Source organism: Pseudonocardia sp. 2-7 (assembly GCF_056341085.1).
The window spans coordinates 4,382,383-4,402,854 of record NZ_CP094507.1 but is presented as its reverse complement, the minus strand read 5'-3'; the positions used below and the strand labels follow the sequence as shown (position 1 = coordinate 4,402,854).

21 protein-coding genes are annotated in these 20,472 nt (G+C 73.2%); 12 read left to right on the top strand and 9 right to left on the bottom strand.

What is annotated here, in order from left to right; all coding sequences use genetic code 11:
- Window positions 1-21: 21 nt before the first annotated feature.
- The 6 genes from atpA to MTO91_RS21150 all read left to right on the top strand — a co-directional run bounded on the left by atpA (window position 22) and on the right by MTO91_RS21150 (window position 5,821).
- Window positions 22-1,659, top strand: a complete 1,638-nt coding sequence (gene atpA, locus MTO91_RS21175; protein WP_476652468.1) for a F0F1 ATP synthase subunit alpha — start codon at window positions 22-24, stop codon at window positions 1,657-1,659.
- A 12-nt stretch (window positions 1,660-1,671) separates the two neighbouring features.
- Entirely contained in the window at window positions 1,672-2,694 is a 1,023-nt protein-coding gene (locus MTO91_RS21170) for a F0F1 ATP synthase subunit gamma (protein ID WP_476652467.1), read from the top strand.
- Entirely contained in the window at window positions 2,694-4,127 is a 1,434-nt protein-coding gene (gene atpD / locus MTO91_RS21165; RefSeq protein ID WP_062397356.1) for a F0F1 ATP synthase subunit beta, read from the top strand. The genes MTO91_RS21170 and atpD overlap by 1 nt, the downstream gene beginning before the upstream one ends.
- Before the next feature lie 50 nt (window positions 4,128-4,177).
- On the top strand, window positions 4,178-4,549 hold the full coding sequence (locus MTO91_RS21160; protein WP_020621465.1) for a F0F1 ATP synthase subunit epsilon: 372 nt from the start codon (window positions 4,178-4,180) through the stop codon (window positions 4,547-4,549).
- Between the two features lie 20 nt (window positions 4,550-4,569).
- Window positions 4,570-5,019 (top strand): DUF2550 domain-containing protein, encoded by a 450-nt coding sequence (locus MTO91_RS21155; RefSeq protein WP_062397354.1) that lies wholly within the window; start codon window positions 4,570-4,572, stop codon window positions 5,017-5,019.
- Between the two features lie 61 nt (window positions 5,020-5,080).
- Window positions 5,081-5,821, top strand: coding sequence for a GIDE domain-containing protein (locus MTO91_RS21150; protein ID WP_476652466.1), 741 nt, complete (start codon window positions 5,081-5,083; stop codon window positions 5,819-5,821).
- 38 nt (window positions 5,822-5,859) lie between these two features.
- Here MTO91_RS21150 and MTO91_RS21145 read toward each other — a convergent pair whose 3' ends face one another.
- The gene (locus tag MTO91_RS21145; protein ID WP_405415377.1) at window positions 5,860-6,453 is read right to left on the bottom strand and encodes a cob(I)yrinic acid a,c-diamide adenosyltransferase; all 594 of its coding nucleotides are present in this window, start codon (window positions 6,451-6,453) and stop codon (window positions 5,860-5,862) included.
- A gap of 124 nt (window positions 6,454-6,577) precedes the next feature.
- On the opposite strand from MTO91_RS21145, the gene murA reads away from it, so the two are divergent.
- On the top strand, window positions 6,578-7,846 hold the full coding sequence (gene murA / locus MTO91_RS21140) for a UDP-N-acetylglucosamine 1-carboxyvinyltransferase (protein ID WP_062397349.1): 1,269 nt from the start codon (window positions 6,578-6,580) through the stop codon (window positions 7,844-7,846).
- A 203-nt stretch (window positions 7,847-8,049) separates the two neighbouring features.
- On the top strand, window positions 8,050-8,898 hold the full coding sequence (locus MTO91_RS21135; RefSeq protein ID WP_476652464.1) for a DUF1206 domain-containing protein: 849 nt from the start codon (window positions 8,050-8,052) through the stop codon (window positions 8,896-8,898).
- A 4-nt stretch (window positions 8,899-8,902) separates the two neighbouring features.
- Here the strand turns inward: MTO91_RS21135 and MTO91_RS21130 are convergent, their stop codons facing one another.
- Window positions 8,903-9,235 (bottom strand): hypothetical protein, encoded by a 333-nt coding sequence (locus MTO91_RS21130; protein ID WP_476652463.1) that lies wholly within the window; start codon window positions 9,233-9,235, stop codon window positions 8,903-8,905.
- Window positions 9,236-9,452: 217 nt separating this feature from the next.
- Between MTO91_RS21130 and MTO91_RS21125 the strand changes: the two genes are divergently transcribed.
- Window positions 9,453-11,471: a protein meaA gene (locus tag MTO91_RS21125; protein ID WP_062397343.1), complete on the top strand. Its 2,019-nt coding sequence runs from the start codon at window positions 9,453-9,455 to the stop codon at window positions 11,469-11,471.
- 1 nt (window position 11,472) lies between these two features.
- Here MTO91_RS21125 and MTO91_RS21120 read toward each other — a convergent pair whose 3' ends face one another.
- Genes MTO91_RS21120 through MTO91_RS21095 form a run of 6 tightly spaced genes read right to left on the bottom strand, consistent with a single transcriptional unit; the run spans window position 11,473 to window position 17,024 of the window.
- Window positions 11,473-13,380: a serine/threonine-protein kinase gene (locus MTO91_RS21120; RefSeq protein ID WP_476652461.1), complete on the bottom strand. Its 1,908-nt coding sequence runs from the start codon at window positions 13,378-13,380 to the stop codon at window positions 11,473-11,475.
- Window positions 13,377-13,853, bottom strand: a complete 477-nt coding sequence (locus tag MTO91_RS21115; protein ID WP_476652459.1) for a hypothetical protein — start codon at window positions 13,851-13,853, stop codon at window positions 13,377-13,379. The genes MTO91_RS21120 and MTO91_RS21115 overlap by 4 nt, the downstream gene beginning before the upstream one ends.
- A complete protein-coding gene (locus MTO91_RS21110) occupies window positions 13,823-14,113 on the bottom strand; it encodes an FHA domain-containing protein (protein ID WP_476652457.1) in 291 nt (96 codons plus the stop codon). Before MTO91_RS21110 ends, MTO91_RS21115 begins: the two co-directional genes overlap by 31 nt.
- A gap of 19 nt (window positions 14,114-14,132) precedes the next feature.
- Complete coding sequence (locus MTO91_RS21105; protein ID WP_476652456.1) at window positions 14,133-15,287, bottom strand: hypothetical protein; 1,155 nt, start codon at window positions 15,285-15,287, stop codon at window positions 14,133-14,135.
- Window positions 15,288-15,321: 34 nt separating this feature from the next.
- Window positions 15,322-16,227: a transporter substrate-binding domain-containing protein gene (locus tag MTO91_RS21100; RefSeq protein ID WP_308816822.1), complete on the bottom strand. Its 906-nt coding sequence runs from the start codon at window positions 16,225-16,227 to the stop codon at window positions 15,322-15,324.
- A 23-nt stretch (window positions 16,228-16,250) separates the two neighbouring features.
- The gene (locus MTO91_RS21095; RefSeq protein ID WP_476652454.1) at window positions 16,251-17,024 is read right to left on the bottom strand and encodes an enoyl-CoA hydratase-related protein; all 774 of its coding nucleotides are present in this window, start codon (window positions 17,022-17,024) and stop codon (window positions 16,251-16,253) included.
- Between the two features lie 102 nt (window positions 17,025-17,126).
- Between MTO91_RS21095 and MTO91_RS21090 the strand changes: the two genes are divergently transcribed.
- Window positions 17,127-17,846, top strand: a complete 720-nt coding sequence (locus tag MTO91_RS21090; protein ID WP_346105469.1) for a TetR/AcrR family transcriptional regulator — start codon at window positions 17,127-17,129, stop codon at window positions 17,844-17,846.
- 29 nt (window positions 17,847-17,875) lie between these two features.
- A complete protein-coding gene (locus tag MTO91_RS21085; protein ID WP_476652452.1) occupies window positions 17,876-19,114 on the top strand; it encodes a cytochrome P450 family protein in 1,239 nt (412 codons plus the stop codon).
- A 58-nt stretch (window positions 19,115-19,172) separates the two neighbouring features.
- Here MTO91_RS21085 and MTO91_RS21080 read toward each other — a convergent pair whose 3' ends face one another.
- A complete protein-coding gene (locus tag MTO91_RS21080; RefSeq protein ID WP_455752482.1) occupies window positions 19,173-19,709 on the bottom strand; it encodes an NUDIX domain-containing protein in 537 nt (178 codons plus the stop codon).
- 45 nt (window positions 19,710-19,754) lie between these two features.
- Here MTO91_RS21080 and nucS point away from each other — a divergent pair, with 45 nt between their 5' ends.
- On the top strand, window positions 19,755-20,414 hold the full coding sequence (gene nucS / locus MTO91_RS21075) for an endonuclease NucS (RefSeq protein WP_251784096.1): 660 nt from the start codon (window positions 19,755-19,757) through the stop codon (window positions 20,412-20,414).
- Window positions 20,415-20,472 lie beyond the last annotated feature (58 nt).

Sequence of the window (20,472 nt, the reverse complement as noted above, 5' to 3'; positions counted from 1 at the left end):
GAGAGAAGGAACGACGCAGCCATGACAGAGCTGACGATCTCCTCCGAGGAGATCCGGAGTGCGATCTCCAGCTACGTCTCGTCGCTGGAGAGCGGCACGTCCCGCCGTGAGGTCGGGACCGTCGCCGACACCGGTGACGGCATCGCCCACGTCGAGGGTCTGCCCTCGGCCATGACCAACGAGCTGCTCGAGTTCGAGGGCGGCGTCCGCGGCGTCGCGCTGAACCTCGAGCAGAACGAGATCGGTGCGGTCGTCCTGGGCGACTACACCGGCCTCGAGGAGGGCCAGCAGGTCACCCGTACCGGCGAGGTCCTGTCCGTGCCGGTCGGCGAGGGCTACCTGGGCCGGGTCGTCGACCCGCTGGGCAACCCGATCGACGGCCTCGGCGACGTCGAGAGCGACGCCCGCCGCGTGCTCGAGCTCCAGGCGGCCGGCGTGATGGACCGCCAGTCCGTCGGCGAGCCGCTGCAGACCGGGATCAAGGCCATCGACGCCATGACCCCGATCGGCCGCGGCCAGCGCCAGCTGGTGATCGGCGACCGCAAGACCGGCAAGACCGCGGTCTGCGTCGACACGATCATCAACCAGAAGGAGAACTGGGAGTCGGGCGACCCGAAGAAGCAGGTCCGCTGCATCTACGTCGCCATCGGCCAGAAGGGCTCCACGATCGCCGGTGTCCGGCAGTCCCTCGAGGACGCCGGTGCGCTGGAGTACACGACGATCGTCGCGGCCCCCGCGTCCGACCCGGCCGGCTTCAAGTGGCTCGCGCCCTACACCGGCTCGGCCATCGGCCAGCACTGGATGTACCAGGGCAAGCACGTCCTCATCGTGTTCGACGACCTGTCGAAGCAGGCCGAGGCCTACCGCGCGATCTCGCTGCTGCTGCGCCGCCCGCCGGGCCGTGAGGCCTACCCGGGCGACGTCTTCTACCTGCACTCGCGTCTGCTGGAGCGCTGCGCGAAGCTCTCCGACGAGCTCGGCGCGGGGTCGATGACCGGTCTGCCGATCATCGAGACCAAGGCGAACGACGTGTCGGCCTACATCCCGACCAACGTCATCTCGATCACCGACGGCCAGGTCTTCCTCGAGTCCGACCTGTTCAACCAGGGTGTCCGGCCGGCGATCAACGTCGGTATCTCGGTCTCCCGGGTCGGTGGCTCGGCGCAGATCAAGGCCATGAAGACGGTCTCGGGCTCGCTGCGTCTGGACCTGTCGCAGTACCGCGAGCTGGAGGCGTTCGCCGCCTTCGGTTCCGACCTCGACGCCGCCTCGGCCGCCGCCCTGGGCCGTGGCGAGCGACTGGTCGAGCTGCTGAAGCAGGCGCAGTACGCGCCGGTCTCGGTGCAGGACCAGGTCGTCTCGATCTGGCTGGGCACCTCCGGCAAGCTCGACTCGGTGCCCGTCGCCGACGTGCAGCGCTTCGAGTCGGAGTTCCGCGAGTACTCGCGTCGCCACGCCTCCGGCGCCCTGAACGAGATCACCGACACCGGGAAGCTCTCCGACGACGCCGTCGAGACGCTGACCAAGGCGGTCGACGAGTTCAAGCGCAACGAGTTCACCGCGTCCGACGGTTCCTCGGTCGTCCCCAAGGAGAAGGCCGAGAAGGCCCTCGACGAGGACGATGTCGAGCAGGAGACCGTCACGGTCAAGAAGAACTGAGGCTGATACCCGATGGCGGCACAGATCCGGGTGCTGCGCCGGCGTATCCGGTCGACGCAGTCCATCAAGAAGATCACCCGTTCCCAGGAGCTGATCGCGACCTCACGGATCGCGAAGGCCCGGGCGCGGGTGGACGAGGCATGTCCGTACGCCGAGCTGATGACGAGCACCCTGTCGGAGCTCGCGTCGAACTCGGCGCTGGACCACCCGCTGCTCGTCGAGCGGGAGCAGCCGAAGCGGGCCGCGGTCCTGGTCGTCACCAGTGACCGTGGTCAGTGCGGCGGCTACAACGCCAACGTCCTCAAGGAGGCCGAGCAGCTCCAGGCCCTGCTCCGGGAGCAGGGCAAAGAGCCGGTCCTCTACGTGATCGGCCGCAAGGGCGTCTCGTACTACCGGTTCCGCAACCGGGAGATCGAGGAGTCGTGGACCGGATTCTCCGAGCAGCCGGGCTACGAGCACGCGGCCGAGGCGGCGAAGACCCTGGTCGACGCGTTCATGGCCGGTGAGGACGACCACGACGGCAACACCGACGGTGTGACCGGCGTGGACGAGCTGCACCTCGTCTACACCAGCTTCAAGAACATGATCACCCAGGTGCCGCAGGCCCGGCGGATGGCTCCGCTCGAGGTCGAGTACGCGGCCGACAGCGCCTCCTCGAGGCCGGTCGGTGCCGGGTCGGAGCTGCCCTCGGTCGCCCGCGACGCCGACGCCGACACGGCCGAGAGCCAGCGGGACCACCCGGAGACCAAGGGTCTCCAGCCGCTCTACGAGTTCGAGCCGGACCCGGACACGCTCTTCGACGCGCTGCTGCCGAAGTACATCGGGGCCCGCCTCTACGCGGCCCTGCTGGAGTCGGCGGCGTCGGAGTCGGCGAACCGGCAGCGGGCCATGAAGGCCGCGACGGACAACGCCAACGAACTGATCCGTAGCCTGACCCTGGAGGCCAACCAGGCTCGCCAGGCACAGATCACCCAGGAGATCAGCGAGATCGTCGGTGGGGTCGACGCTCTCGCCAGCGCAGGAAGTGAGAGCTGATGACCACGACCGCCGAAACTTCGGCCGGCCCGATCACCGGGCGCGTCGTCCAGGTGACCGGCCCGGTCGTCGACGTCGAGTTCCCGCGTGACCAGGTCCCGAACCTGCTCAACGCCCTCACGCTGGAGGTGGACCTCTCCGGCGACAAGCGCAAGCTGACGCTGGAGATCGCCACGCACCTGGGTGACAACCTGGTCCGGGCCATCTCCATGCAGCCGACCGACGGCGTCGTGCGCGGCCAGGAGGTCACCGACCTCGGCCGCCCGATCTCCGTGCCGGTGGGCGACCAGGTCAAGGGCCACGTGTTCAACGCCCTCGGCGACTGCCTGGACGACCCGTCCATCCAGTTCACCGGTGACCTCCGGTCGATCCACCAGAAGGCCCCGCGCTTCGACGAGCTCGAGGGCAAGACCGAGATGCTGGAGACCGGCATCAAGGTCCTGGACCTGATGACGCCCTACGTCGTCGGCGGCAAGATCGGTCTGTTCGGTGGTGCCGGTGTCGGCAAGACCGTGCTGATCCAGGAGATGATCCAGCGTGTCGCGCTGAACTTCGGTGGCACCTCGGTGTTCGCCGGCGTCGGTGAGCGCACCCGTGAGGGCAACGACCTCATCACGGAGATGACCGAGTCGGGCGTCATGAAGAACACCGCCCTGGTGTTCGGTCAGATGGACGAGCCGCCGGGCACCCGTATGCGCGTCGCGCTCTCCGCGCTGACCATGGCGGAGTACTTCCGTGACGTGCAGGAGCAGGACGTGCTCCTGTTCATCGACAACATCTTCCGGTTCACCCAGGCCGGCCAGGAGGTCTCGACCCTCCTCGGCCGCATGCCGTCCGCGGTGGGCTACCAGCCCACCCTGGCCGACGAGATGGGCGAGCTGCAGGAGCGGATCACCTCGACCCGCGGTCGTTCGATCACCTCGATGCAGGCGATCTACGTCCCCGCGGACGACTACACCGACCCGGCTCCGGCGACGACGTTCGCGCACCTCGACGCCACCACCGAGCTCTCCCGGCCGATCTCCCAGAAGGGGATCTACCCGGCGGTGGACCCGCTGACCTCGACCTCGCGGATTCTGGACCCGCAGTACGTCGGTGACGAGCACTTCCGCGTCGCCAACGAGGTCAAGCGGATCCTGCAGAAGTACAACGACCTGCAGGACATCATCGCCATCCTCGGTATCGACGAGCTGTCCGAGGAGGACAAGCAGCTCGTCGGCCGGGCGCGTCGCATCGAGCGCTTCCTGTCGCAGAACCTCCTGGTCGCCGAGCAGTTCACCGGCCAGCCGGGCTCGACGGTCCCGCTCAAGGAGACCATCGAGGCGTTCGACAAGATCGCCAAGGGCGAGTTCGACGACGTCCCCGAGCAGGCGTTCTTCCTCTGCGGCGGTCTCGACGACCTGGAGAAGAACCGCAAGAAGCTCGAAGGCTGAGCGACGCTTGCGGAGCGAAGAGACAGCGGAGTTCGACTATGCCTGCTGAGATGACTGTGGAGCTCGTGTCGGTCGAGCGCCGGCTGTGGTCGGGCGACGCACGCTTCGTGCTCGCCCGGACCACGGTCGGCGAGGTCGGCATCCTGCCCGGCCACCAGCCGATGCTGGCCCAGCTGGAAGAGGCCGGGGTCGTCCGCATCGACTCCACCGACGGCTCGAAGCGCACCATCGCGGTGCACGGCGGGTTCCTGTCGGTGTCGGCGGAGCGGGTGTCCATCCTGGCCGAGTTCGCCGAGCAGGCGGACGAGATCGACGTCGAGCGGGCCCGGCGGGCGCGCGACGGCGCCGACTCGTCCACCGACGAGGGCAAATCGGCGATCGCCCGGGCCGAGGCCCGCCTTCGGGCGGCCGAGGCGAACTAGCACGGGGACCGGGCACGGCAGTGGAGCTCATCGCGGCGTTCGTCGGAGTTCTGCTGCTGTGTCTGGTCGTCCCCCTGGTCTGGCTCGCCGTACGGCGGGTACGACTCATGCGCAACGGCGGTGTGGACCTGTGTCTGCGCCGCCGTTTCGCTGTCACGGACTGGCACTTCGGCGTCGGGCGCTACGAGGGCGAGCGGTTCGCCTGGTACCGCCTGACCAGCTTCCGGATCGGTGCGACCGTCGTGATGGACCGGGCCGACCTGGAGATCGTGGACCGGCGGCCGCCGCACCGGTCGGAGGAGTTCGCGATCCCGATGGCGGTCGAGGTGCTGCGCTGCCGCGGCCGCGACGCCGCAGGCCGGGGCATCGACGTCGAGCTGGCGATGTCGGCGGGCGTCCGCACCGGCTTCATGGCCTGGCTGGAGTCCACCCCGCCGGGGCAGGGGCACGGCTACCGCGAGGCGTCCTGACCTCGCCGGATCGGTAGCTCTACGGACCTGTCGTCCGTTCTGTCCGTTCTATGCTGCCGTCGTGGATCTGGTCTTCCTGGCGTTCGCGGGCATTCTCGGCTGGCTGGCGTGGACGTCGTTCCGCGAGGCCCGCGACGGGCACGCCCGCTGGACGCGCGGCCTGGCCGCGACCCCGGTGACGGTCGCGGAGCTCGTCGCCATGGCCGGGTCCGTCCGTGACGAGCTCGACGCCCCGGCGTTCCGCCAGGTGGTGTCGCTGTCCGGCACCGTCGAGCCGCTCGACGACGAGGCCCGTCCGGCCCCGCTGACCGGGGTCGACTCGGTCTGGTTCCGGTTCGTCGAGGAGGCGCTCTCCCGCGGCCGGGACGACCGGGAGGAACGGCAGGTCGTCGCCGAGCAGCGGCGGGAGCGGCCGTTCCGGCTGACCGACGGCGGCGCGGAGGTCGTGGTCGACCCCCGTGACGCGCACACCGAGATCCCGGTCGCCGAGCGCCGCCGGGTCACCGACGACGGCGGGGGCCGCGAGTTCGGCCTGTTCCGCCTCGTCGACCCGACGGTGGCCCGTGAGCGCACCGAGTGGCGGATCGAGCCGGGCTCCCGGCTCACCGTGGTGGGGGAGGCCCGGCTGTCCGGGGACCGGGTACGGCTGTCCGCCGCGGCCGGCCACCCGCTCACGCTCACCGTCGCCGAGCGCGGCGACCACCTGGAGCGCAGCCGGAGCCGCAGCGGCGCCGCGATGCGGCGTGCCGTGGCGTTCGGCTGCGGCGCCGTCGTCGCGCTGCTGGTGGCCGTGCTGTCCTGAGCGGGCCGACCTGAGCGGGCTGACCTGAGCGGGTCCGGTCAGGCGTCCGCGGTCGGGGCGCCGTGCGGGCCGCCCGGCTGCCACAGGACGTCGCCGTCGGGGTTCGCGACCCGGCCGAGAATGAACAGCAGGTCCGAGAGCCGGTTGAGGTACTGCGCGGTCAGCGGGTTGGTGTGCTCCCGGTCGACCTCCAGCAGGCCCCACACCGACCGCTCGGCACGCCGGGTGACGGTCCGGGCGACGTGCAGGTACGCCGCGCCCGGGGTGCCGCCGGGGAGGATGAAGGAGCTGAGCTTGGGCAGCTCGGGGTTGAACTCGTCGCACCAGCCCTCGAGCCGGGTCACATAGCCCTCGGTGACCCGCAGCGGCGGGTACTCGGGGTTCTCGAGGATCGGGGTGCACAGGTCGGCACCGACGTCGAACAGGTCGTTCTGGATCTGCCGCAGCGGGTCGACGATCCGCTCCGGGAGTCCCCCGACGGTCACGGCGACCCCGATCGCGGCGTTCGCCTCGTCGGTGTCGGCGTAGGCCGCCAGCCGGGCGTCGGTCTTCCGGACCCGGCTGAAGTCGCCCAGGGCCGTCGTACCGTCGTCGCCGGTCTTCGTGTAGATCCGCGTGAGATGCACCGCCACCCCGACAGGCTAGGGGCGCCGGTGCCTCGGCGACCAGATGCGGGGGTGCGCCGGACGGTCCGAAGGGTCAGGACCGTCCGGGGCGGGCATCCGGCGCGGTGACGGTCCCGTTACCGTTCCGGGCGTGGTGGAGCATTTCGCGGTCAACGGCGGGGCCCGGCTGAGCGGGTCCGTCGACGTCGTCGGGGCGAAGAACAGCGTGCTCAAGCTCATGGCGGCGGCGCTGCTGGCCGAGGGACGGACGACGCTCGAGAACTGCCCGGAGATCCTGGACGTGCCGCTGATGGCCGACGTCCTGCGAAGCCTGGGCTGCACGGTCGCGATCGAGGGGTCGACCGTGCACATCGACGTGCCCGCCGACCCCGGGGCGGAGGCCGACTACCGGTCGGTGTCCAAGCTGCGCGCGTCGGTGTGCGTGCTCGGGCCGCTGGTCGCGCGCTGCCGGCGGGCGGTCGTCCCGCTCCCCGGGGGGGACGCGATCGGTTCGCGGCCGCTGGACATGCACCAGAACGGGCTGCGCAAGCTCGGCGCGACCACCGACATCGTGCACGGCAGCGTCACCGCGACGGCGGGCGACCTGCACGGCGCGCAGATCTGGCTGGACTTCCCGAGCGTCGGCGCGACCGAGAACATCCTGATGGCCGCGGTGCTCGCCGAGGGCACGACCGTGATCGACAACGCGGCCCGCGAGCCGGAGATCGTCGACCTCTGCGTGATGCTGCAGCAGATGGGCGCGAAGCTCGAGGGCGTCGGGAGCTCCACGCTGACCGTGCACGGCGTCGCGGGGCTGCAGCCGACCACGCACCGCGTCATCGGGGACCGGATCGTCGGCGCGACCTGGGCGTTCGCGGCCGCCATGACCCGGGGCGAGGTCACCGTGCGCGGCGTCGACCCGCACCACATCGACCTGGTCCTCGACAAGCTCCGCAGCGCGGGCGCCGAGATCACCACCGCCGAGCAGGAGTTCTCGGTCGCGATGCCCGGCCGCCCGGAGGCGGTCGACTTCGTGACGCTGCCCTACCCGGGCTTCGCCACGGACCTGCAGCCGATGGCGATCGCGCTGTCCGCCGTCGCCGAGGGCACGTCGATGATCACCGAGAACGTGTTCGAGGCGCGCTTCCGCTTCGTCGACGAGATGGTGCGCCTGGGTGCGGACGCCCGCACCGACGGGCACCACGCCGTCGTACGGGGGCGGCCGGAGCTGTCCAGCGCGCCGGTGTGGGCCAGCGACATCCGGGCCGGCGCCGGGCTGGTACTGGCCGGGCTGTGCGCACGGGGCACGACCGAGGTCTGGGACGTCGCGCACATCGACCGCGGCTACCCGCGGTTCGTGGAGAACCTGTCCGCGCTCGGCGCCGACATCCGGCGGGTCGCGGGTGAGCCGGAGCGGTAGGCGCTCGGCCCCGCAGGGGCGCCGACGGCGGCTCGCCGTGGCGGCGCCGGTACCCGGCGGCGATCCGGCCGGGGTGGGCGATAACCCTCGGCGCGACACGGCCCGGGGGCCGCCTCGCCGTTGCTCCGAACGGCCCATCAGCCCGGCGGACCGGTCCGCGCCGTGCCACCCTTCGCGTCGACTCGACGAGGAGGACCGTCATGGTGAGCACCCCCGATGCCGCGGACGTCTCGCAGGCCGGCCGCAAGGCGGGCCGCGGGGCGCGGGACGCCGCGCACTCGACACCGGTGCGCGTCGCCGCCCGGGTCGGCATCGCCGCGAACGGGGTGCTGCACCTGCTGATCGGGTGGCTCGCCGTCCAGATCGCGCTCGGCTCGGGCGGGCAGGCCGACCAGAACGGCGCCCTCGGGGCGATCGCCGCCGAGCCGGCCGGCCGGGTGTTGCTGTGGGTGCTGGTGGTCGGGTTCGCCGCGGTCGTCCTGTGGCGGACGGTCTCGGCGGTGTGGGGCTTCCACTACGTCGGCGACAGCACGAAGCGGACGGCGAAGCGGGTCGTCGCCGGTGGACAGGCGGTCGTCTACGCCGTGCTGGCCGTCACCGCGGCGACCACCGCGGTCAGCGGGCGCGCCTCGAGCGGCGGCGGCGGGCGGGCGACCGCCGGACTGCTCGGCCTGCCGGGCGGCCAGATCCTCACCGCGCTGATCGGGCTGGGTGTGCTGGTCGGCGGCGGCGTGCTGGCCTGGAACGGCTACCGGAAGAAGTTCACCGAGGACCAGGACCTCGGCGGCGCCGACACCCGGCTGCGGCGGATCAACGCCCGTACCGGGCAGGCCGGGTACATCGCCAAGGGGATCGCGATCGGTGTGCTGGGCATCCTGCTGGGCGTCGCCGCGCTGACCTTCGACCCGCAGCGCGCGAACGGGCTGGACTCGGCGCTCAAGACGCTGCGCGAACAGCCCTACGGGGTGTTCCTGCTGGTCGCGGTGGGCGTCGGGATCGCCTGTTACGGGGTGTTCTGCTTCCTCGACGCCCGCTACCACCGGGTGGACTGAGCGCTCAGTCCAGGGAGCGGCGGCTCAGCACCACGCGGGCGTCCTTCACGTCGCGGGGGAAGACGAGCAGCGCCCAGCCGCCGCCGTCGGCGCGCGAGGTCGTCGCGCGGATGCCCTCGGTGCGGAGCCGGTCGCGCAGCACGCGGGCGGCCTCCTGGCCCGGTACCCGGGAGACCTCGGTGAGCAGCCCGGTGGCCACCGGGTCGTCCGGGTCGTCGGTGGGCAGCGCGTGGTGCTTCTGGTGGCCGTAGGTCCAGCGCAGCAGCAGCCCGAGCACCAGCAGCACCACCGCCAGGCCGATGACGGCGCCGAGCCGCGGGACCAGGTCGAGCTCCATCCGCCGATGGTCGCACCCGGACGGGCGACGCGCCCTGTCCGAGGGGTCGGGTGGTGAACCGATCCAGCGCTCGGTTTCCCGCGCGCGTCGCGTACTTTGCCGAACGCAGGACTGTGACGAGGGACGACTCCGTGCCCGTCGCCGGCTACTGACGAGTAGTCTCAGTCCGCATCACAGGCAGTGCCGACTGTGCTCCCGCGACGACACGGAGGTTCCGGTGCCGTACCCCACCGATCGTGAGCGCGACCGTCCGTGGGTGATCCGCACCTACGCCGGTCACTCCTCGGCGGAGAAGACCAACGAGCTCTACCGCCGCAACCTGGCCAAGGGGCAGACGGGCCTGTCCGTGGCCTTCGACCTCCCGACCCAGACCGGCTACGACCCGGACGACGAGCTCGCCAAGGGCGAGGTCGGCAAGGTCGGCGTGCCGGTCAGCCACATCGGTGACATGCGCACGCTCTTCGAGGGGATCCCGGTCGCCGAGGCCAACACCTCGATGACGATCAACGCCCCGGCGATGTGGCTGCTCGCGCTGTACGTGGCCGTCGCCGAGGAGCAGGCGGAGCAGTCGGGTCTGGACTACGCCGAGGTCCGCGCGAAGCTGGCCGGGACGACCCAGAACGACATCGTCAAGGAGTACCTGTCGCGGGGCACCTACGTGTTCCCGCCCGGGCCCAGCCTGCGGCTGATCACCGACATGGTCGCCTGGTCGGTCGGCGAGATCCCCAAGTGGAACCCGATCAACATCTGCAGCTACCACCTGCAGGAGGCCGGGGCCACGCCGACGCAGGAGCTGGCCTACGCGCTGTCCACGGCGATCGCCGTCCTCGACTCGGTGCGCGACTCCGGGCAGGTGCCGCCGGAGAAGTTCGGCGACGTCGTCGGGCGCATCTCGTTCTTCGTCAACGCCGGCATCCGGTTCGTCGAGGAGATGTGCAAGCTCCGCGCGCTGGGCCGGCTCTGGGACGAGATCACCCTCGAGCGCTACGGCGTGCAGAACCCCAAGCAGCGACGCCTGCGCTACGGCGTGCAGGTCAACTCGCTGGGGCTGACCGAGGCGCAGCCGGAGAACAACGTCCAGCGCATCGTGCTGGAGATGCTCGCCGTCACCCTGTCCAAGGACGCCCGGGCCCGTGCGGTCCAGCTGCCCGCCTGGAACGAGGCGCTCGGCCTGCCGCGGCCCTGGGACCAGCAGTGGGCGCTGCGGATGCAGCAGGTGCTGGCCTACGAGACCGACCTGCTGGAGTACGAGGACATCTTCGACGGCTCCCGCGTCGTCGAGGCCAAGGTGTCCGAGCTCGTCGAGGGCGCCCGCGCCGAGATCGACCGGGTGCAGGAGATGGGCGGCGCGGTCGCGGCCGTCGAGTCCGGCTACATGAAGGGCGAGCTGGTCAACTCCCTCGCCGCCCGCCGTCGACGGCTGGAGTCCGGCGACGAGGTCGTGGTCGGGGTCAACAAGTTCGACACGACCGAGCCGAGCCCGCTGCAGGCCGAGGGCGCCGACGCGATCTTCACCGTCGACCCGGCGACCGAGCGGTCCGCGGTCGAGGCGATCCGCGAGTGGCGCGCCGCGCGGGACCAGGACGCCGTCGACGAGGCGCTGCGGGCGCTGCGCGACGCGGCCAAGACCGAGCAGAACCTCATGCAGGTCTCGATCGACTGCGCGAAGGCGGGCGTCACCACCGGCGAGTGGTCCGGTGCGCTGCGCGAGGTGTTCGGGGAGTTCCGGGCCCCGACCGGAGTGGCGGGGGCGAGCATGTCCGGCGAGGGCGCCACCGAGATCTCCGAGGTCCGCGAGCGGGTCCGCGCCACCGGCGACGAGCTGGGGCAGCGGCTGCGGATGCTGGTCGGCAAGCCCGGCCTCGACGGCCACTCCAACGGCGCCGAGCAGGTCGCCGTGCGCGCCCGCGACGTCGGGTTCGAGGTGGTCTACCAGGGGATCCGGCTGACGCCGTCGCAGATCGTGGCGGCGGCGGTCCAGGAGGGCGTGCACGCCGTCGGGCTGTCGGTGCTGTCCGGGTCACACCTGGAGGTCGTGCCCGCGGTCGTGCGGGGGCTGCGCGAGGCCGGGGCCGGGGAGGTGCCGGTCGTCGTCGGCGGGATCATCCCGCCCGAGGACGAGAAGCGGCTGCGCGAGGGCGGGGTCGCGGCGGTCTTCACGCCGAAGAACTTCCGGCTGACCGGGATGATGGACGAGATCGTCACCCTGATCCGGCGGTCCCAGGGTCTGGACTGAGTCAGCCCAGCCGCGTGCGCGCGGTACCGGCGAGGCGGGCGGCCAGGTCGCACAGCTCGCCGGTACCGAGGCCGCCCTCGGCGGTCTTGACCCGCAACACCTCCGACATGGGCCGCCCGTTGGTGCCGACGAAGTCCCGGACGGGCACCTCGGCGTTGCAGGCGGTGTCGCCGTCGGCGCGTGTCCAGGTGTCGGTGCCCGGGCCCCGGCGGGCGTCGGTGTCCCGCGGGTCGTCGTAGCGGTCGAAGGACAGGGTGATCTGCAGGGCGTCGACGGCGTCGCCCGCGTCCCAGTCGCACCGCCAGCCCGCCACGTCGCGGAAGAACTCCGAGCGGTTCGGCCCGGGTAGCACGGTCAGGTCCTCCGGACGCAGCAGGGTGCACGCGTCCGCGGCCCACAGTGCGCTCGACGTGGGCGGGGTGCGGCGGGGCACACCGCGGGCCAGGGTGGCCGCCGCCGACGCCGCGGCCGCCTCGGCGGGGGCGCACGGGTCCGGGGCCGCCTGTGCCGCGGCCGACGGGGCGAACCCGCTCTGCACCTGCACCACGGTGCCGTTGGCCAGCCACAGGTAGCGCTCGCAGTCGGTGCCCTCGGCGGGGCGCCGGATCACGGTGAGCTCGCCGCGGCGTTCCCGTGCGCCGTCGGGCGGGTCGTCGGTGCGCTGCTGGTAGCGGACCGACACCCCCACGGTGTCGGTGCCCTCGCGGAAGGCGTCGACGTCGCAGGAGGCGAAGCCGCCGTGGTCGGGGACGGTCTGCGGCGCACCCCACGGCGCCAGCACGGCCGGGTCCACCAGGCAGGGATCGGCGGTGCGCTGGTCGCCGACGGCCAGGGCCGGTACGGCCTCCGGGAACCCGCCGGGTGCGGCGGTGGTGTCCGGCCGGTCGCCGGGGAACACCAGGGTCGTGCCGACGACCGCGGCCCCGGCGAGCACCACGGCCGCGCCGACCAGCAGGGCCCCGCGTCGTCGCGGCCGCGGGTCCGCGACGCCGTGATCGGGCCCGGCGGTGACGTCGTCGGGACGGGTCGGGGACCCGTCGCCCGGCGCGGGTGCGGCCGGTACCGGCTCGGGCCGGTCGGCGAGCGCCCACAGCGCCCGTGCCGCCTCGGCCGCGGTCGGCCGGGCCGCGGGGTCGGTGGCCGTCATCGTGGTCAGCAGCTCCGGTACCGGCCCCCGGCCCGACGGGGCCGGTACCGGCTCCTCGGCGATCCGCCGGATGAGCGCGAGCGGGCTGTCCTCGGCCCAGCCGTAGGGTGGCTCGCCCTCGGTCAGCACCCGGAGCGTGGCCCCGAGGGAGTAGACGTCGGCGGGCGGGGCGGGGTCCGCGCCGCGGGCGGTCTCGGGTGCGAAGTACGCGGGGGTGCCCAGGGCTCCGACCGTGTGCGCGTGCCGGGTGGGGATCAGCGCGATCCCGAAGTCGGTGAGCTTCACCGGGCCGTCGGCGGAGACCAGGACGTTCGCGGGCTTGACGTCGCGGTGCACGATCCCGTTCTCGTGCAGTGCCGCGAGTGCCTCGGCCACCTGCGCCCCGATCCGGGCGGCGACGCCGGACGGCAGCGGTCCGGATCGGAGGAGCAGCGCCGCGAGGCTCTCCGCGGGCACGTACTCCATGACCAGCAGCGGGCCGCCGTCGAGCTCCAGGACGTCGAAGACGGTGACGATCCGGCCGTGGTGCAGCTGCGCGGCGACCGCGGCCTCCCGGCGCAGCCGCCGGGTCGCCGCCGGACCGGCCCCGTCGGACCCGCCCGGGTCGCCGTCGTCGGGCAGCAGGACCTGCTTGAGCGCGACGTCGCGCTGCAGCACGGTGTCCCGGGCCCGGTGCACGACGCCCATCCCGCCGGCGCCGAGCCGCTCGCCGACGGTGTAGCGCCCGGCGACGACGGCGCCCGGGACCAGGACCGTGCTCACGGCGTCTCCCGGTCCAATGCGTCGAGGTCGGCCGCGGTGATTGAGCGGCTGCGGACGAGCTCGGCGACGAGGTTCTCGTTCAGCGCGTTGCCGACCGGCGGCTCCACCTCCTCGGCGAGCAGCCCGGCGACACCCGCGGCGGAGAGCCGCTCGCGGACCGCACGCACGGTGTGCTCGGCCCGTCGGTGGGTCCAGCCCGCCTCCGGGTCCAGCGCCTGCATGCCCTCCCCGACCTGCCGCCAGCTCTGGGGCGTGGGGCGGGAGTCGCCCTGCAGATAGCGCCGGGCCAGCAGTACGACGACCCGGCGCTCGTCGGGGTCCAGCGGCCAGACCGGGGGCTCGTAGGTGTGCGCGTCGGGTGGGAGGGCGCCGGTGCCACCCGGTTCCGGGCCGCTCACCCGGACCTCCAGGGCGTGCTCGCGCCCGGGGGAGCCGAGCACGGTCAGCAGCGTGTAGCCGGCCGCCAGCGGCACGGGGGATCGCCCGGGCGCAGCTCCGTGCCCGAGGGCAGCCGGATCGCGGTCCGGCCGCCGTTGTGCACCCACCACCGGCCGTCGTCGAAGCGCAGGAGGCCGTGCTCACGGCTGATCCGCAGGTCGTCGACGCCGAGCGCCAGGTGCACCAGCGGCCGGTTGCGGCCGAAGACGCCCTCACGGCCCTGGCGCGGACCGAACGTCGCGCTGCTCTCGAGGGTCCGTGCGTACAACGTCTGCTCGCCGCAGGTCCGGTCCACGCCCCGTCCTCCCGATGGGTCAGCTCTCGTCCTTCTCACTGCCCCGGCGGCTCAGCAGCTTGAAGCCGGGGATCCCGATGATCGCCTGCCGGACCTCCTTGAGCACGTCCAGGAGCTCGTGCACGTCCGGCCCGACACGGTCGAGCGTCGTGAGGATCGGCATGATGTCCTCCTCCATGTGCTCGGTGAACTTCGGCAGCTGGTCCACCAGCCGGATCGCGGCGCGCACCTCCTCCTCGGAGAGCTCGTCGACGAAGCGCTGGGCCAGCGGGGCCGCCCGGCGGGCCAGCGGGCCGTAGAGGTCCAGCAGCTCACCGGCCTGCTCGCTGGCGCCTGCGGCCTGCCCGACGACCTCGCCCGCCTGGTCGGACACCGCCTTCGCCGCGGTGACGACACCGGTCGCGTCGGTGGTGACGGTCTCGACCTGCCCGATGAGGCCGCCGGCGCGCTCGCTGATCTCGCCGACGGTCCGGATGAGCCCGCCCGCCTCGCCGGTGACGGTGTCGACCCGCGCGAGCAGCCCGCTCGCGTTCCCGGTGACCACCGACACCTGCTCGACGATGCCCTCGGCGTTCTGCGAGACCGTGGTGACCCGCCGGACCAGGTCGCCCGCCTCCTCGGACACCGTGGTGACGCGCCGGACCAGCTCGCCCGCCTCGTCGGAGACGGTGGTGACCCGGCGGACCAGGCCGTCGGCCTGCTCGGACACGGTGGTGACCTTGCGGACCAGGGTGTCGGCCTCGTCGGCGACCCCGCCGACCCGCGCGACCAGCTCCTCGGCGTTCCCGGCGACGCCGGTGACCCGCCCGACCAGCTCCTCCGCGTTCCCGGCGACGCCGGTGACCCGGGCGACGAGCGCCTCGGCCTGCTCCGCGACCGGGCGGACCCGGGCCACGAGCCCGGTCGCCTCCCCGGCGACGGTGTCGACGGTCCCGATCAGCCCCTCGGCCCGGTCGACGACGCCGTCCACCCGGTCGAGCAGCTGCTCGGCGCGGGTCGCGATCGTGCCGATCCGGCCGACCAGCGAGCCGACCTCCTCCAGCAGCTCCCCGGCCCGGGCGGGCAGCCCGGCGACGGTCCCGGCGAGGTCGCCGGTCGCCTCGACCACGGAGGCCGCGCCGGAGAGCAGGTCGGACGGGCCGGGAACGTCGATACCCGCGATGCGCAGCGCCATGGCCCGGATCATTCCAGTCCGGCGGCCGCGCGGCTCAGGAGTCGGGGGTGCGGGCGCAGAGCTCGTCGACGGTGAGGTCGCGTGGCGGCAGGTTCGCCGCGGTGAACCCGAACGGCGCGGCGAGCTCCAGCCAGCGCCCGGAGTCCTGCAGCGCGGTGAGCCCGCGGTCGAACTCGTCGCGGAAGGCACCGTCGGCGGGGCGGAACGCGAACGCCCCTGCCCCGACGACCGGTCGTCCCGCCACCTCGGGGGCGAACGCGGCGGTTACCTCCAGACCGATGCCCGCGTTGCGGCGGACCTCGTCGAGCAGCGAGATGCGGGTGAGCGCCCCCACCTGCGCACCGCCGTTCGCGACCTCGCGCACCAGCGCGCCCTGCGAGTCGACGGTGACGATGTGCTCGGCCCGGATGCCGGCCGCGAGCGCGTACTCCTGCTCGGCACTGCCGTCGAGCACCGCCAGCGTCGCCCCGGACCGGCGGACCCCGGCCAGTGTCGCGACGCCCAGCGGGTTCCCGGCCGGGACCACCAGGCCGGTACCCGCCACGTAGTCGGGGCGGGAGAACGCGACCTGCTGGCAGCGCAGCGCGGTGATCGTCAGCCCGACCGCGATGACGTCGAAGCGGCCGTCGAGCAGGCCGGGGACGAGCTGGTCGAACCTCGTCTGGACCGCGGCCAGGCCGCTGCCGCCGAGGCCGGTGACCACCGCGCGGGCCACCTCCGGGCTCTCCCCGGTGGCCCGGCCGGAGCCGTCGGTGTAGCCGAACGGGCGCTCCCCGGACAGCCCGACGACGACGTCGCCGCCGGCTCGGAGCCGGGACAGCGGGTCCGACGGCCCCCCGCAGCCGCCCACGAGCGGCCCGGCCAGCGCCGTCCCGCCGAGGGCGGCGGCCGCCCCCAGCAGGCGTCGCCGGCTCAGCCGGGTGGTGGTGCGGATCTGCATGGTCCCGCGAGCCTAGGTGTCGATCAGTCGGTCCACTCCGGGGCCCGCTTCTCCAGGAACGATGCCATGCCCTCGCGGGCGCCCCCGGACTGCGACATCGACGCCATGACCTCGGCCGCGACACTGTAGGCGTCGGCCTCGGGACGGTCGAGCTGGGCGTAGAGGGTCTGCTTGCCGACGGCCTTGGACAGCCGGCTCCCGCGGGTCGCGCGGGCGAGCAGCTCGTCCACGCGGGCGTCGAGGTCGTGGTCGGGGACGGCGTAGTTGACCAGGCCCCAGTCGGCGGCGGTCGCCGCGTCGATCGGGTCCCCGGTCAGGGCCAGCTCCATCAGCCGCTTGCGGCCGATGTTCCGCGCGACCGGGACGGCCGGGGTGTGGCAGAACCAGCCGCCCTTGCCGCCGGGCAGCGCGAACGTCGCGGACTCCGCGGCGACGGCGAGGTCGCAGGACGCGACGAGCTGGCAGCCCGCGGCCCAGGCCGTCGCGTGGACCCGGGCGATCACGACCTGCGGCACCTCCTGCACGGTGCGCATGACCGTCGTGCACAGCCGCAGCAGGGAGCGGACCCCCGCCAGGTCGCGGGCGGCGACGTCGCCGAAGTCGTGGCCCGAGGAGAAGGCCTTGCCCTCCCCGGCGAGCACGATCCCGGTCGCGTCGCTGCGTCCGGCGCTCTCGAAGGCGTCCAGCAGCTCGCGCAGGTGGTCCTCGGTGAGGGAGTTGCGTCGCTGCGGGCGGTTCATCGTGATCCGGACCGTGTCGCCGTCCTGCTTGACCAGCAGGTGCTCGTAGTCGGGCATGGGTCGACGGTAGCCCGGAAAACCCTCGACGCCGAGACCCGTCGGGGCTAGCCTGACCGCATGACCGGATTCGTAGATCCGGTCACAAGGTCGGGAGGTGGCGTGACGGCAGTGGTGCCGGCCGGGGACGGGGCGGACCTGGCGCGGATGGAACGGGTGCTCGACGCGGCGGCCGAGCTGCTGGTCCGCCAGGGCTACCGGCGGGTCACGGTGGAGGACGTCGCGCGCCGCGCCGGCGTCGGGAAGGGCACCGTCTACCTGCACGTCCGCAGCAAGGACGCGCTGTTCCTCACCGTGCTGCTGCGGTCGCAGCGGCGGCTGTTCGCCGAGCTGGCCGACCGGATGCTCGCCGAGCACGTCGTCGCCCTGCCCTGGGGGATGTCGCGCGTGCTCTACGAGCGGCTGCGCGCCGACGAGGTCGCCCGGGTGCTCTACCTCGGCGACACCGAGGTGCTCGGCCGGCTCGCGCACGAGGCCGCGGGGACCCTCGGGGAGCTCGGGCGCCGCCGCGACGCCGTGGTGCGCGAGCACTTCCGGCTGCTGCGCGCGGCCCGCCTGGTCGACGACGACATCGCCGCCGACGAGCAGATCCACGCCTGGGGCGCGGTGACCTGGGGGTACTTCCTCGCCGAGGGCACCGGGAGCGCGTTCGCCCCGGCCGGCCCGGCGCGCACCGCCGCACTGATCGAGCACGGCCTGGCCCGGCAGCTCGCCGGGCCCGCCCCCGCGTCCCGCGCCGCGGACCTCGCGGGGGAGGTCGCCGCCCTGTACCGGCCACTGGTCGCCCACATCGACGACGAGTGGAGACGTCGCGTCCGCTGACCCGGGCGCGCGAGGAGAGGATCCCCGAGATGGCCGCACCGAGTGCCGTGGACCTGATGGACCCGGCCGTCACCGCCGACCCGTACACCGCCTACGGGCGGATGCGCGAGCAGGCGCCCACCACCACCGTGACGATGCTGGGCAGCCCGCCCGCCGTGCTCGTCACCCGCTACGACGACGTCCGCACGGTCCTGACCGACCCGCGGTTCGTGACCGATCCGGCGCTCGCGGGCGGGCCGGACATCCGCGAGAAGATCATGGCGACGATGGGGGTGCCCGACGACGTCGCGGGCTACCTGGTGCGCACCATCCTCACCGTCGACGGCGACGAGCACACCCGGCTGCGCAAGCTCGTGTCGCGCGCGTTCACGGTGAAGCGGGTGGCGGCGCTGCGCCCGCGGGTGGAGGAGATCACCGCCGCCCTGATCGACGACGTGGCCGCCGCCGGGGCCGGTGGCGCGCCGGTGGACCTGGTGGAGGCGCTGGCCTACCCGCTGCCGATCACCGTGATCTGCGAGCTCGTCGGGGTGCCCGGGCCCGAGCGCCCGCAGTGGCACGAATGGGGCGCGGTGCTGACCACGATGGACCGCGAGCGGACCGGGCCCGCGCTGCGGGCGGCGATCGCCCACGTGCACGCCCTCATCGACGCCCGCCGGGCCGAGCCCGCCGACGACCTGGTCAGCGCCCTGATCTCCGCCCAGGACGACGACGGCGACCGCCTCTCGGACCGCGAGATGGTCACGATGATCTTCGCGATCGTCATGGCCGGGCACGAGACGACGGCGCACCTGGTCACCAACGGCGTGCTGGCGCTGCTGGGCGCCCCGGACCAGCTCGCCGCGCTGCGGGCCGACCCGGCGGGCTGGCCGGGCGCGGTGCACGAGCTGATGCGCGCCCGCGGCCCGGTGCAGTTCACCCAGTTCCGGTACCCGACCGTCGACGTCGAGCTGGGCGGCACCGTCGTGCCCGCCGGGACCCCGGTCATCGCCGGGCTGCTGCCGGCCAACCACGACCCGCGCGCCTACGACCGGCCCGACGAGCTCGACGTCGCCCGGGAGACCGGGCGGGGCGACGGACACCTCGGGTTCGGGCAGGGCGCGCACTACTGCCTGGGTGCCGCGCTGGCCCGGCAGGAGGGCGAGGTGGCCTTCCGGATGCTGTTCGAACGCTTCCCCGGCCTGCGGCTCGCCGTGCCGGCCGCGGAGGTCACCTGGCTGCCCCGTCCCGGGTTCAGCCGGGTGGCGGCGCTGCCGGTGCTCACCGGGTGATCGCCGGGAGTGGAGCGTCGAGGGCAGTGCACTGCGTCCTGCGCTCCTCTCCCGCCGATCATGCCCGCGCGTCGTGCAGGATCAGCAGCGCCCAGGCGGCGAGCGACTGGGCGTCGGTCAGCTCGCCGCGGCGGACCATCGCCTCGAACCCGTCCGGGGTGAACCAGGCGGCGCGCATGTCCTGCTCGGAGTGCTCGCGGCGCGGCGGGCCCGCGGTCAGCCCGGTCGCGAGGTAGACGTGACCGCGCTGGCTGGACATGCCCGGCGCGCAGTCCAGCGTGCCGAGCAGGGTCATCCGCGCCGCGGCCAGCCCGGTCTCCTCGACGAGCTCGCGCACCGCCAGCTCGGCCGGGTCCACGTCGGCCCGGTCGGGCGCGGTGCCCGCCGGGAACTCCCAGCGGCGGCCGCCCACCGGGTAGCGGTACTGCTCGACCAGGTGCAGACGGCCGTCGTCGTCGCGGGGGATCACCAGGGCGTAGGTGGGCTTGTCGACGACGCCGTAGATCCCCCGGGTGCCGTCGGCACGCCGGATGCCGTCCTCCCGGACGGTCATCCAGTCGTTGGCGTACACCCGGCGGCTCGAGGTCTGCTCGATCACCCGCCCAGGATGATCCATCCACCCGGCCTTACAGTGAGCCGGGTGCGTCTCGTCATCGCCCGCTGCCAGGTGGACTACGTCGGACGGCTGACCGCCCACCTGCCCATGGCCCTCCGTCTGCTGCTGGTCAAGCGGGACGGCTCGGTGAGCATCCACGCCGACGACCGCGCCTACAAGCCGCTCAACTGGATGTCGCCACCGTGCTGGCTCACCGAGGAGCCCGGCGTGTGGACGGTGCGGAACAAGGCCGACGAGTCGCTGGTCATCACCATCGACGAGGTGCTGCACGACTCCAGCCACGAGCTCGGTGTCGATCCCGGCCTGGTCAAGGACGGCGTCGAGGCGCACCTGCAGGAGCTGCTCGCCGCGCACCCGGAGACCTTCGGGGAGGGCCACACGCTGGTCCGCCGCGAGTACATGACCGCCGTCGGCCCGGTCGACCTGCTGCTGCGCGACGGGAACGGCGCGCACGTCGCGGTCGAGGTGAAGCGCCGCGGCGAGATCGACGGCGTCGAGCAGCTCACCCGGTACCTGGAGCTGATGAACCGCGACCCGCTGCTCGCGCCGGTGCACGGGGTGTTCGCGGCCCAGCAGATCAAGCCGCAGGCCCGCACGCTGGCCGTCGACCGCGGGATCCGCTGCGTGACCGTCGACTACGACGCGCTGCGCGGGATGGCGCGCGACGACCTGCTCCTGTTCTGAGGCGGCCCCGCCGGGCCAGCGCAGGCCCGGCCGGGCCCTGCCACGGCGTCTAGCCTGA